Here is a 13,612-nt window from a genome sequence, read left to right on the forward strand (position 1 = left end):
TAGCCAAGGGGCAATCGTTATTTAGAACAGCCCTAATTGCGGTCGGGTCAATTCATCAAACCGATAGCCGATAAACGGTAGGATGGCATCGGCTACGGGTTTGAGTTGTTTATCGATATAGTGCTGGTAATCCAGTTTACTGGACTGATAGGCGACCGGCTCCGGGCCACTTAAAGTAATGACATATTCGATCACACCTTTATTTTGATATTGCAGCGGCCTTCCCCGTTGTTGATTGATGTCATCTGCCATTCGAGCAGCACGAACTTGCGGCGGGATATTTTTCTGATATTCATGAAGTTTACGACGTAGTCGTTTGCGATAGATCAGTTCCTGATCGTATTGGCCGTCAAGGGTTTCAGCAACGAGTTCACGAATGTAATCACAGGGATTTTCACCGTGGAAAACCCGCAGATACAGTTGTTGCTGAAAACGTTTGGCGAGTTCAGTCCAGTCGGTTCTCGCACTCTCCAGCCCTTTAAAAATGAGCTGTTCTCCGTCGTCGGTCTGAATCAATCCCGCATAGCGTTTTTTCGAGCCGGTATCCGCACCGCGGATCGTTGGCATCAAAAATTTGGTGTAATGGGTCTCATATTCGATTTCGAGAAAGCTATTCAGACGATAGTTGTCCCATAAATGCGTTTTCCACCACTGGTTCACAGAAGTAACGAGTTGCTGACCAATATGGTCGGCATCATGCTGATGATACACTCTACCTAACGATACGAATGTTGAATCCGTATCGCCATAAATGACCTGATAACCTTGTGCTTCAATCAGCGTTTTTGTTTGCTTCATGATCTCGTGACCGCGCATTGTAATACTGGACGCCAGCCGAGTATCGAAAAAACGGCATCCTGCAGAGCCCAGTACACCGTAGAATGAGTTCATGATGATCTTAATGGCTTGAGAGAACGCTTTTTCTTGGTTCTTCTTCGCTTCGTCTCTGGCTGCCCAAAGGGTCTCGATCATCTGTGGCAGAAAATGTCGGGTGCGGTGAAATTGACCGCCACGAAATCCGGGCACGGCCTGATGTGCTTCAGGACCTACGTCGAGTTTGAGTCCTTCGATCAGTCCCAATGGATCAATCAAGAAAGAGCGGATGATAGAAGGATAAAGGCTTTTAAAATCGAGCACGAGTACCGAGTCATAGAGATTGGGGAGCGAGTCCATCACATAACCACCGGGACTGGCTTGCCAATCGGCGGCACTTAGGTTGGGAGCTACGTAACCTGCCCGGTGGAGCTGCGGTAAATAAAGATTGGTAAAGGACGCCACAGAACCACCGATTCGGTCCAGTTCGATACCGGTGAGGCGAGAACGTTGAATGACAAAATCGAGAAGGTGGGTCTTGGCAAAAATTCGGTTCACTAACTGGCAGTCTTTGAGGTTGTAAACCGCCAGACGGATTTTATCATGGCGAAACATGCTGTTGATTTCTTCCATCCGGTCATGCACTTGATGGATGGCTTTCCCCTCATGGAGTAAGGTTTGCGATACGGATTCCAGCGACCAGGAGGGGAATTGATAGGTCGCCGTTTTTAACGTATCGATGCCATCGAGAACCACACGACCGGGAATGGTGACAAACCCTTGTTGAGATTGGCTCGATGTTCGGAAATAACTACTCTGGCGGTTGCGCCCCAGCATCAGTTTCAGATGATGTTTTTCTGCCCGGCGATGCAATAGACGGAAATCGAAATCAATGACGTTCCAACCGATAATAATGTCCGGGTCATAGGTGTGAAACCAATTGACCATGGCCAACAAAAGTGCGCGTTCATTTTCAACCCATTGGATAACCGGGATGTCACCGGTCTGATCAGCGGGAGAGCAATGTTCCTCCGGCGGGTGTTCATCTGTTTGTGGATCACCGATCATGATTACCCGGGAGTCCATTTCACTATCGAGCCCAATTGAGTACAAATGTCCTTTTTCCGAGCATTCTAGATCCAGAGAAACAACATTGAGCGTGGGTAAAAAATCGCCCCGGCGACACTTTGCGTCCTGAACGATGCTGACATGACCCTGCTTGGTCATTTGACCGGTGAATTCAAAGCTTCCCCGAATAAAGCGTTCCATCAAATAACGTTCAGCCAGTTTAATGTCACCTTCAAGTACTTCAATCTCTTCCTGACGACAGAGTTCATGGATATGGGCTGCTTCTTGTAACGTACTGGTATAACAAGCGGTCAACGGTTCATGCTCAAAACTTTTGAGTGGCAGCGGTTTTAATTCAGCGGTTATACCCGTCTGAGTCAGCCTCTGGGCCATATATTTTGATTTCGTGGTCGGGATAAAACAGATGGGTTTCTCGTGATGGATTAAAATTTGGGTTGGCCCTTCAGGCGTTGCTGCCCAAAGTTCTATCTGTGTCGTGCCGTTTATATCCCGAGCATGGCGGGTTAAAAGAAAACCTTTCCGGAGCGTCAAGCTTGATTACTCATTTTGTCATTTATAGTCACAATAATTTCATCAATTAATCGAATGCAGATCAATCTTCATTATAGTTTTATCGGTAAAATTTAGTGCATATTCTACACTATATAAGGATATCTGATATCAGCATGTCTGGAGGATCGAATGATCACTATACACAGAGATTACTTATTGGTTCATCGCGGAAACAGAGATCATGCCCATGTGAAGGTCAACCCTGTTGGTCATATCGACATCGAGTTAAACTCATGTCACGCGTGTTATCATTCTACATTTGACGATGTCCATTTTGAAAAGACGGGTCAAAAGACAAAACTGACTGGGAATCATCATTCATCTTCACCTTGGCAGGTGATGTTGTCTGATAACGATGCCAAAGAGCTTAATCATTTGATTGAAGAAGCAAATGAGGCCTATGAGGCATTGATGCGAGATTTGTAGTTAGATTTTGTAGTTAGATGTTATTGGTCGAATAAAGATTATATTCCCTGAAAATTTGTACATTGGATTGATGCGCCAGGAGGGGAGCTGATAAAGTGACCTGTTCAAGGCGTTTTTTTTGAGTGTCCACTCATGGTGATATTTTATCCAGTACTCGTATTATGATGTAAGCTACTTATTATAAAGTGGTTTGTGTTTGTTTTTGTGCCGGGAAGTCGTCGCAGAAATAAGATTTTGAGGCTGCTTAGATTAACGCGCCGAGAGATAAAGAAGTGCTTGCCAAAGCGATAGTTTGGGCTCATAGTCAGGGAATAGTGAAGGTTTTGGGTTAGGCACAACTGTGTCTGCCCGATGATGTTGAACCAATTGGGTGTTGAGCCAATTGATTGTGGAGATGCAAGTTTGATTAGCGTATTCCTTGTAGATGATCATGAGCTGGTTCGCACAGGGATTCGACGTATTATTGAAGACGTCCGTGGCATGAGCGTAGCAGGGGAAGCTGATAGCGGTGAACAAGCGGTAAAATGGTGCCGTAATAACCATGTTGATGTTGTTTTAATGGATATGAATATGCCGGGAATCGGCGGCCTTGAAGCAACGAAAAAGATACTGCGTTATAACCCGGATATTCGGATTATTGTACTGACCGTACATACGGAAAATCCGTTTCCAACCAAAGTGATGCAGGCTGGTGCAGCTGGATATTTGTCCAAAGGTGCCGGGCCGGATGAGATGGTGAATGCAATTCGGGTTGTCCATAGCGGGCAACGCTATATCTCTCCTGAAATTGCGCAGCAAATGGCTCTCAGCCAGTTTTCACCTGCGTCTGAAAATCCGTTTGCCGATTTATCGGAACGGGAATTACAGATCATGATGATGATCACCAAAGGGCAAAAAGTCACTGATATCTCAGAACAGCTGAATTTGAGTCCGAAAACCGTTAACAGTTATCGCTATCGCCTGTTTGCCAAGCTGGATATCAATGGTGATGTCGAATTAACCCATTTAGCGATACGACACGGAATGCTGGATACTGAGACGTTGTAGTGATTCAAGCATTTGACCCCTCTTCTTTTTTAGCAACCGTTACCAATCAGCCCGGTGTTTATCGAATGTATAATGCCGAGGCTGAGGTGATTTATGTCGGTAAAGCGAAAGATCTCAAAAAACGTTTATCCAGTTACTTTCGTAAGACGCTGGATAACGAAAAAACTAAAGCATTAGTCAGCCATATTGCCAAAATTGATGTGACGGTGACGCATACCGAAACCGAAGCACTCATTCTGGAACATAATTACATCAAGCAATACATGCCTAAATACAATGTGTTATTGCGTGATGATAAGTCTTATCCCTATATTTTTGTCAGTGCTCACAAGCATCCGAGAGTATCGGTGTACCGTGGTGCAAAAAAGAAAAAAGGTGAGTATTTCGGTCCTTATCCTGATGCCGGTGCCGTTCGTGAAACTCTGCATTTAATTCAGAGAATATTCCCTGTTCGACAATGTGAAGATTCCGTCTATAGTCATCGGACACGTCCTTGCTTGATGTATCAGATTGGTCGTTGTGCCGGTCCGTGTGTGTCGGATTTGATTTCGAACGAATCGTATCAGGAGCTGGTTGACGATCTGCGGCTATTTTTACGCGGTAAAGATCAACAGGTTGTTTCAATGCTGGTGGAGAGAATGACTTCCGCTAGTGAGGCGTTACGCTTTGAGGACGCTGCTAAATACCGCGATCAGATTCAGGCGATTCGCCGCATTCAGGAGCAGCAATTCGTCTCAGCCGATAGCCTTGATGATATTGATGTGCTGGGATTTGCCCAGGAAAATGGCTTAGCCTGTATTCATGTGTTGATGATCCGGCAGGGTAAAATTCTCGGCAGCCGAAGTTTTTTCCCTAAAATTCCCGGAAATACCACGCACGAAGAGGTGTTTGAAAGTTTCCTCAAACAGTATTATCTATCTCATAACGAGTCGCGGACACTGCCGACCAAAGTGATTGTGAATCGGGGATTACTGGAGGATGTTCAAGTTTTCCAAATGCTGTTGACCGAGATGGCCGGGCGAAAAGTACAGTTCTTTACCGAGCCGTCGGGAGTGCGTGGGCGGTACCTGAAGTTGGCGAATACCAATGCTCAGACCGCAATCACCACTCGTCAGAATCATCGCATGACCATCTTACAACGGGTCAAAGCACTTCAGGATGAATTAGAGATGGAGCAGATTCAACGGATGGAATGTTTTGATATCTCCCACACGATGGGGGAAAGTACCATCGCGTCATGTGTGGTATTTAATCAGGAAGGTCCGGTCAAACAAGAATATCGTCGTTATAATATTACCGGTATTACCGGTGGAGATGATTACGCTGCGATGGGGCAGGTTCTCGAACGACGCTATTCAAAACAGATCGATGTCGATAAAATTCCGGATATTATCTTTATTGATGGGGGAAAAGGTCAGTTATCTCGTGCATATCAGATTGTTTCGCGTTACTGGGACGATTGGCCAAAGCGACCTTTATTGATGGGGATTGCCAAAGGGGTTACCCGTAAACCGGGGCTGGAAACCTTGTTGACGGTCGAAGGTGATGAATTTCATCTGGCGAGCGATGCACCTGCATTGCATTTGATTCAACATATCCGCGATGAAAGTCATAATCATGCAATTAGCGGCCACCGCAACAAACGCGGGAAAAGTCGGCGAACAAGTGCGCTTGAAGGTATTGAAGGCGTCGGGCCGAAACGGCGTCAGGCACTGTTGCAGTTTATGGGCGGGCTACAAGAACTAAAACGCGCCAGTGTTGAAGAAATCGCCAAAGTTCCGGGAATCAGTCGATCTTTGGCAGAAAATATCCATCAAGCATTGAAACAATAGCGAAAATACAGCAACATAACAGCGCAAACAATAAGAGCGAAGCATATGCGTTTAAATATTCCTAATATATTGTCCCTGATTCGACTTTTCCTCATTCCGGTATTTGTGATCGCTTTTTATTTACCTTACAGCTGGTCTTCTTTTGCTGCGGCCGTGGTGTTCTGGATTGCCGGGATCACCGACTGGCTTGATGGGATGCTGGCGAGAAAATTACAACAAACCTCTCGTTTCGGTGCATTTATCGACCCTGTCGCGGATAAAGTTTTAGTGGCGACGGCATTGATTTTGATTACGGAATACTTTCATAGCATCTGGATTACTATTCCTGCTGTAACCATGATTGCCAGAGAAATCATTATTTCTGCGCTGCGGGAGTGGATGGCAGAAATCGGCAAGCGAGCAAGTGTCGCCGTTTCTTGGATTGGTAAAGTGAAAACCATGACACAGATGTTTGCGTTGCTCGCGTTGATTTGGCGCTATGATGACTGGATGATTTGGTTAGGATATATCTCAATTTATGTTGCAACGATTTTGACTTACTGGTCGATGTGGCAATATTTGATTGCAGCTAAAGATGATCTTCTGAGTGAAGAAAATCACTGATAGCGCGTCATTCTCAATGATGAATCCTGATATGGTTATTTTCATATCAGTTTTTTTTAAATGGTATTTTATAACTAATTGAATTTTATCACTTCATCGTACCATGACTCACCTATATTCAATGATGCATATTGAATAAAGTGATGTTTTCCCACGCTATCTGTTCTCACAAATGTTGAATACCATCTCAGTTATCCACAAAATCTGTGGATAAGATGTTTTAAAGGCAGTGAGTAACAATAACATTCTGATTTAAAAAACGAATGTGCACAAAAAAAGAACATTTTGTGCACGATTTTGGCGCGTCAGAAAGGGGGGCTTTTCTTGAACTGAACCAAGACTTTACCTTCCTTAGTCAGTACCGCTTTCAACATAGATTCTATCGACAGTGCGAGAGAAATATTCAGTACTACGAAAATCGCGATCATGATCATAAACTGATATTTGGCAGCAATGAATGGAGAGGCCCCCCCTAAAATTTGTCCCGTCATCATACCCGGCAAAGTGACCAATCCAATGGTTGCCATCGAAGCCAAAATCGGCGCATTCGCTTTTTGTATCGCATTTTGAATAAATGGTCGTGATGCGTAGCGGGGGGAGGCTCCTAAAGATATAGCCGCTTCGTATTCACTTCTGCGTTCTTGATAGGCCGTAAACAGATTTTGCAGGGCGACAATGTTGCCACTCAGTGTATTCCCCATCAACATCCCAGCCAAAGGAATCATGTACTGAGTGTTGTAAAAGGGTACCGGTTGGACCATCAATAGACACAATACTGCTAGCATGGGAAATAAGCTGATCACCATCCCTGTCATCAATGGGATGATTAACCGACGTTTAGGTAGATGGGCTTTTGACAGAATAGTACTCGCACCAACTCCGATGATGATGAATAGCCAGCAGGCATTCACAATAAGGCTGTTCAGTGCGAATAAATATTCCAGATAAATACCGACCAGACCCAGCTGTAACCCCATTCGGGATACAGAGATAATAATATCTTTGCTGATCATCAGTCGGTAGCGAACACTCATAGCGATCGGAATAAGCAGTGTCAGGCTAAATATTGCCAACTGCCACCAAGAAATATCAATGACACTATTCATTACAGGCGGTTAAATTGATGAACGGAATGGCTACTCTATCTGAATTTAGGGGATAACCACAACTAGAATCAATGATTGCTGACCATCATGATGACTTTCACAGACCGAACTGTTCGATGATTGGAGCATGTTGGGATTGATATAAAGCTTGTTTGAGTTTTCCTTGCTGCTGATATTGCAATAATAACGGTTTGAGGGAGTGCTGCAGCACCGAGGCGTTCATGCCGGGGTGCAGCGTCGGTTCATAGAGAAGCTCCAGTAATACGATGTCTAAAGGCGATAGAAAATCATTGGGTGTTTTATCATTGAATATGGAAGGGTATGCCTGTTCCGAGTCATTGAACAATCCGAGCGCCTGGGTCGATTCTTCAATAATACATCCGAGTAATTTGCCGTGAGAACGGGCTTGATCGACAGGAATAACCACAGTTGCCCGACGGATTTCATGGCTATCGGGATCAAGCTTTACGCCAAACATACAGATAGAACCCTTGGTATTTTTTAAAGCTTTCTTCCCGAGCTCTGCACGAATAATCTGTCGCCATTGAGACTGACGCGTAAAATACCAGATAAAATTGGCATCAGCACGTTGAGTCACAATCGTGATAGGGACATGTGTCAGTTGTTCGAGATGAGCCAGATGGAGACGCGCCATTTTTTCGTGTAACGCTTGATTACCGACATCATGCTGAAACCACACGCGAATCGGGTGAGTCCACTTGGCGAGACGCGGTGTTTTTGTCGATGTAAATTCGTATTCGAGTGCAACATGGAAGAAAGCGTTCTGAATAAAAGCCGGACGTTCCCATGTCGGTAATTCAGCAAGTACTGTGTGGCTGACGCTCAGGGTCATCATCAACCAGCACAGCCGTTGCCATCGCATATCAGTCTTCCGTCCCGAACTCTGGGATTCTGCTGAAGTGGCTTTCGATCATGCGTTGTGTGACGATATGTTGCGGATTCGACAGGACATCTTCGGTATAACCGGATTCGACCACCTTACCTTCGTGCATGACGATGACTTTATCGGTAATGTGCTTAATCACGCCAAGGTGTTGGGAAACATAGACGAAAGAGACGCCCATTTCATCCTGTAATTCCATCAATAGATTGATGATCTGTGACCGCATTGCCATATCCAGACCATTTAATGCTTCATCAGCGACAATGATTGATGGCTGCAAAATCAAGGCTCTGGCGAGACATACCCGCTGTTTTTGTCCTGTTGCCAGCATCTGAGGATAAAAATAGGCATGTTCGGGGAGCAGACCAACCCGTAATAAGGTATCTTTAACCCTTTTCTGGCGAGCCTCGGGCAACATTTCTGTATTCCGTTTCAGTGGTCCTTCCAAAATGCGTCCAATCTGAATTCTCGGATTCAGCGATGTATTTGGATCCTGAAAAATCATGCGGATGAGCTTACATCGAGTGGCATAATCTTTATGTTCCAGACGTTCGCCATTTACCCGGATTTCTCCCGTTGTCGGTTCGACCATGCCTGATAACATCCGGGCAAGGGTGGATTTACCCGAACCGTTTTGTCCGATGAATCCAATGGTTTGACCGACTTCCAATGTAAAATCTACCGACTCGACAGCATGATGAATTTTTTTCTTAAATAAGCTGGGACGAGTAATAAAAGTCTTCGATAAATCAGAAACTTCTAACAGAGGAATCGTCATTGTGTCTCTTCCATATTCAGCGGGTAGTGGCAGGAGTATTTATGATTCTTAATCCAGCGGCTTTTCGGCATTTCAACACATTGACGTTGCGCATAAGGGCATCTTGGGCCGAGCCGACAACCAATTGGCAAATGTTGCAGTGGTGGGATAGAGCCCGGCAGTGAGTTTAATTTCTGCTTATGTGGGATTGATGAGCTGAAATCCGGCATGGCTGTCAGTAGTGCGACAGTATATGGATGTTTTGGCGTTGCCAAAATATTGTTTGTCATCGCGGACTCAATTGACTGACCGCAGTACATCACCGTGATACGATGTGCCCACTGAGTAATGGTTGTCAGGTCGTGTCCGATCAACAGAATCGTGGTGTTATTAACCTGATTCATTCGGCTTAATAGTCGCAGAATTTGCGACTGTGTGATTGGATCGAGGTCGTTGGTTGGCTCATCTGCTATCAGTAATTTGGGTTGTGTGGCAATCGCCATTGCGATCATGACTTTCTGACATTCACCATCGGTAATTTCATAAGGATAGCTTTTTAAAATGCGGTGGTGATCTTTAATCCCAACTTTATGCAGCAAAGCAATGGCTTGTTTTTTACGCCATGAGAATCGTTGCCACCATTGCCCTTTAAATGTATGAGATGGAATGGCTTCGATCAGCTGTTTGCCCACCTCATCTGAGGGGTCAAGACAAGTTGAAGGTTCCTGAAAAATCATGGCAATATCCCGGGCAATCACACGCCGACGCTCTCGCGGCGTGAGTTGCAGCAAATCAATATTACCTAATCTCATCCGATCGGCAGTAATACGCCAGTTCTCTTTACATACACCGACAATGGCTTTGGCAACCAGACTTTTACCTGAACCTGACTCACCAACCAAACCACGAATTTCACCTTCACTCATGGTTAGACTAATGCGATCAACTGCTTTGACGAGCCCTTGTGGTGTATCGATTTCAATCGTCAGATGACGAATATCCAGCAGCGGCATTATTCGACCCCCTCGTTGAGTGATTGACGAGCCCCTTCACCCACAAGATTGACAATAATAACCGTAAACATAATTGTCAATCCGGGGAGAACCACAGTCCAAGGCGCGAGATAAAGCAGTTCTACTGAGTCTCCCAAGATAGCGCCCCACTCAGAAGTGGACGATTGTGCCCCTAATCCCAGAAAACCAAGTGAGGTTATATCTAGGATAGCAACCGTCATGGCAAAGTTAATCTCTAACACAATGGTCGATAGGATATTGGGTAGAATAGAGTACCAAAGCAGGTAGATATCTTTTGCTCCGTCCAGTCTGGCAGCCATAATGTAATCTTTTCCGACTTCATTGTGGACCGCGGTATAGGCTGAGCGAATAAACCGAGGGATCAAAGCCAGCCCGATTGCCAGCAAAGTGTTGGATTCACCAACCCCAAGAATTGCAACGAAAATAATGGCGAGCAGCAGTGATGGGATCGACATGACGGTGTCCATCAAGTGATTCAGAATACTCGAAAGCAATCCGGAGGTCATGCCTGCCGCGATACCGATGATAGAGCCGACGCACGTAGCGAACATGGTAAGGAGCACCGCATTACCAAAAGAGTGCCGTGCTCCTTCAATTAAGCGAGATAGAATATCTCTGCCGAGATCATCGGTACCAAAGAAATACTCGACCGAACCTGCCGGATCCCAAGAAGGCGGGGCAAGTAAATGACTGGTATGTGCTTGTGCATCATGTGGGGCGATCCACGGCGCAAACACAGTAATGATGATCAGAACCAGTAAGCACCATAGTCCGAACATTGCCAGATTATTATTACGAAAACTCCGCCAGAACCGTTCGAACTGGGTTGGGATATGCTCTTCCTGATAGATATTATTTGTTAGCATACCAAGCTTTCCTTACGAACGGATTGATCAGGGCGCCGAGCAAATCAGATAAAACGTTTGCGGTGAGTACTAGTGTTGACACTGAAATAACACCAGCTTGAATGGAGACTAAGTCCTCATTTGCTAAAGCATCCAGCAGCCATCTGCCGATTCCCGGCCAGTTAAAGATTGATTCGGTGATAATCGCAAATGTCAGCATGGTTGAGAGTTGGACCCCGAATTTAGAGATAATGGGCGGAATTGCATTGCGGAGCACATGCTCTCTAATAATTTGATATTGCGAGAGGCCGCGGATTCTCGCCACTCGAATATAGTTCTGATTCATAACGTCTGCCACTGATGTTCGCATTAAGCGAATGATCTGTGTAGTCGGAGCCAGCGCCAGCACTGTACAGGGGAGAATCAGATGAGAAATCACACTTTGCAGAATCTGAGGGCGGTAGACACTTTTTGACAGAAAAGCATCAATCAGTGCAAATCCCGTCACATGCTGAATATTATAAAGTAGGTCATAACGGCCGGAGACCGGAAAAATTTCGTAATTCAGCGAGAACACCAGCAGCAGCATCAGTGCAATCCAATAAATCGGTGCAGAGTAGCCACACATGGATACAAAAGAAATGACAGTGTCGATCCATTTTCCTTGTTTCATACCGGCAATCGTCCCGATTGGGATGCCGATCATTAATGAAATCATAAAGGCAAACAGGCAAAGTTCCAGTGTGGCCGGAAATACGATGGCTAATTCATCGATGACTGGTGTTCCTGAGTGGTTGACGCCAAAGTTGAGCTGGCTGATTTCAGACACATAAGTGAACCATCCTTGCCAGAAACTCTCGAGTGCCCAGTGAGAATAAGGATCGAATCTGAGAATGCTGTATCCGACCAAAGTCAAAATCAACAACGTGATAATAAAAAGATTAAATTTACGGATTGAATAGAGAAGCATTATTTTATCCTCTCAACCATATTAAAAGGCTGCACATTGAACGGACTTAGCTGAAAACCAGTCAATGAATCATTATATGCCTTGAATTGCATTCCGTGGGCGATAGGAATCACCGGGAACTCTTGGTTAATGATATTTTGCGCCTGTTTGTAAAGGTTGAGTCGATAACGATGACGGTCAACTTCTAATGCGAGATTCAGCAGGAAATCAAAATCTTCGTTACACCATTTGGACAGATTGATCCCTTCTTCTCGCGCATCGCAAGAAAGAATAGGGCGTAGAAAACTATCCGGATCACCGGTTCGTCCCGACCAGCCGGTCAGATATAAGTCAACATCGGTATACTCGGAGCGGTTTTGTCGATCAATCCGTTCTTCAGGGATGAGGTGTAACGTAATGCCTATATCTTTCAGATTTGCTTGGATGAGCTCTGCTGTTTTTCGTGGGCTTGGATTATAGGCTGTCGGTTCGAGCGGAACCAACATAGAAAGTTCTAATCCGTTACTGAAGCCCGCATCCCGTAACAATCCGAGTGAATAACCGTGATCATAACGAACCTGAACTGCATCTTTTTGATAGGCCCAGGATGTCGGGGGCAAAATGTTATAGGCAATTCTGCCGGTGCCATAATAAACGGAATCTAAAATATTTTGCCGATTAATGGCGAAACTCAATGCCTTACGGACTCGGGGATCACTAATCGCCGGGTGGGTTGTATTCACCGCGATAAAAGACACGTTCATCGCAGGCGTTGAGCTGAGCGAAATATGTTTTTGCTGTTCGATGATCGGAATTTGGCTCGAGATCGGCGTACTGAGTACATCGCACTCATTTCGCAGCAATTTTGCCAGTGTTCCTGTACCGCGCTGGGCAATATCAAAAACGACCTGTTGTACTTTTGGCAGGCCTTTCCAGTAAAGTGGATGCCTTTTGAGCCGGATAAAGTCGCTCACCTGCATTTCATCAAGATAGAAAGGCCCCGTACCGACAGGATGGGTGTCAATCATTGCCTTTTCATCCGCGTAAATCAATTGATCGGCATACTCTTTCGAGAGAATCACAGCATGAGTGGTTGAGATATTTGCCAGAAAACTATTGTCGGGCCGTCGTAATGTGAACTGAACTGTATATGGATCAAGCGCATCAACACTCTTGACCAGATGCTTGAAGTTAATGCCGGCAAACCACGGATAGCTACTGTTTCCGATACTATGAAATGGATTGTATGAGCTGAGGATCCGATCAAAGCTAAATACGACGTCTTCAGCATTCAGATTACGCGACGGACTAAACCATTTCGTGTGTTGAAAAGGCACATGATGACGGAGATAGAATGTGTACACCGTACCTTGCTCATTGACCGTCCAACGTTCAGCCAGATTTGGTGAAGGGCGCTGAGTTTGGGGGTCCAGAACAAGCAACGTATCATAAATTTGGGGGCCAAGGGCTTCAGCAGTAATGCCACTATCAACCAATTGAGGGTTAAGCGTATCCGGAGTACCCTGTCCACAGTAGACGAAGCCTGTCTGTCTGATTTCGCTATGATCGGTATTCTGGTCATTACAGCCTACTAAGAGCCCCAGACCGCAGAAACTCAAGGTGAGTTTTATCAGTATTTTCATTTTAAAAGCGAA

12 protein-coding genes are annotated in these 13,612 nt (G+C 45.2%); 4 read left to right on the forward strand and 8 right to left on the reverse strand.

The window, feature by feature from the left end:
- Window positions 1-21: 21 nt before the first annotated feature.
- The gene (locus VRK_RS06740; RefSeq protein ID WP_059120656.1) at window positions 22-2,433 is read right to left on the reverse strand and encodes a DNA polymerase II; all 2,412 of its coding nucleotides are present in this window, start codon (window positions 2,431-2,433) and stop codon (window positions 22-24) included.
- Window positions 2,434-2,583: 150 nt separating this feature from the next.
- On the opposite strand from VRK_RS06740, the gene VRK_RS06745 reads away from it, so the two are divergent.
- The 4 genes from VRK_RS06745 (at window position 2,584) to pgsA (ending at window position 6,362) form a co-directional block, all read left to right on the forward strand.
- Complete coding sequence (locus VRK_RS06745) at window positions 2,584-2,880, forward strand: hypothetical protein (protein ID WP_059120657.1); 297 nt, start codon at window positions 2,584-2,586, stop codon at window positions 2,878-2,880.
- 402 nt (window positions 2,881-3,282) lie between these two features.
- Window positions 3,283-3,927 (forward strand): UvrY/SirA/GacA family response regulator transcription factor, encoded by a 645-nt coding sequence (uvrY, locus tag VRK_RS06750; RefSeq protein WP_059122692.1) that lies wholly within the window; start codon window positions 3,283-3,285, stop codon window positions 3,925-3,927.
- Entirely contained in the window at window positions 3,927-5,759 is a 1,833-nt protein-coding gene (uvrC, locus tag VRK_RS06755; RefSeq protein WP_059120658.1) for an excinuclease ABC subunit UvrC, read from the forward strand. The genes uvrY and uvrC overlap by 1 nt, the downstream gene beginning before the upstream one ends.
- Before the next feature lie 45 nt (window positions 5,760-5,804).
- Entirely contained in the window at window positions 5,805-6,362 is a 558-nt protein-coding gene (pgsA, locus tag VRK_RS06760) for a CDP-diacylglycerol--glycerol-3-phosphate 3-phosphatidyltransferase (protein ID WP_059120659.1), read from the forward strand.
- A gap of 305 nt (window positions 6,363-6,667) precedes the next feature.
- Here pgsA and VRK_RS06765 read toward each other — a convergent pair whose 3' ends face one another.
- The 7 genes from VRK_RS06765 to sapA form a co-directional block, all read right to left on the reverse strand.
- A complete protein-coding gene (locus VRK_RS06765; protein ID WP_059120660.1) occupies window positions 6,668-7,468 on the reverse strand; it encodes an ABC transporter permease in 801 nt (266 codons plus the stop codon).
- A gap of 97 nt (window positions 7,469-7,565) precedes the next feature.
- The gene (locus VRK_RS06770; RefSeq protein WP_231735749.1) at window positions 7,566-8,351 is read right to left on the reverse strand and encodes a DUF2927 domain-containing protein; all 786 of its coding nucleotides are present in this window, start codon (window positions 8,349-8,351) and stop codon (window positions 7,566-7,568) included.
- Between the two features lies 1 nt (window position 8,352).
- Window positions 8,353-9,150 carry a peptide ABC transporter ATP-binding protein gene (locus tag VRK_RS06775; protein WP_059120661.1) on the reverse strand — a complete coding sequence of 266 codons (798 nt, stop codon included), beginning with the start codon at window positions 9,148-9,150 and terminating at the stop codon, window positions 8,353-8,355.
- On the reverse strand, window positions 9,147-10,142 hold the full coding sequence (locus tag VRK_RS06780; RefSeq protein WP_059120662.1) for a peptide ABC transporter ATP-binding protein: 996 nt from the start codon (window positions 10,140-10,142) through the stop codon (window positions 9,147-9,149). Before VRK_RS06780 ends, VRK_RS06775 begins: the two co-directional genes overlap by 4 nt.
- Window positions 10,142-11,029 carry an ABC transporter permease subunit gene (locus tag VRK_RS06785; RefSeq protein WP_059120663.1) on the reverse strand — a complete coding sequence of 296 codons (888 nt, stop codon included), beginning with the start codon at window positions 11,027-11,029 and terminating at the stop codon, window positions 10,142-10,144. Before VRK_RS06785 ends, VRK_RS06780 begins: the two co-directional genes overlap by 1 nt.
- Window positions 11,016-11,978 (reverse strand): ABC transporter permease, encoded by a 963-nt coding sequence (locus tag VRK_RS06790; RefSeq protein ID WP_059120664.1) that lies wholly within the window; start codon window positions 11,976-11,978, stop codon window positions 11,016-11,018. Before VRK_RS06790 ends, VRK_RS06785 begins: the two co-directional genes overlap by 14 nt.
- Window positions 11,978-13,600, reverse strand: a complete 1,623-nt coding sequence (gene sapA, locus VRK_RS06795; protein ID WP_059120665.1) for an ABC transporter substrate-binding protein SapA — start codon at window positions 13,598-13,600, stop codon at window positions 11,978-11,980. Before sapA ends, VRK_RS06790 begins: the two co-directional genes overlap by 1 nt.
- Between the last annotated feature and the right edge of the window lie 12 nt (window positions 13,601-13,612).

Origin of the sequence: Vibrio sp. MEBiC08052, assembly GCF_001506075.1 — a bacterium.
Classification (GTDB): domain Bacteria; phylum Pseudomonadota; class Gammaproteobacteria; order Enterobacterales; family Vibrionaceae; genus Vibrio.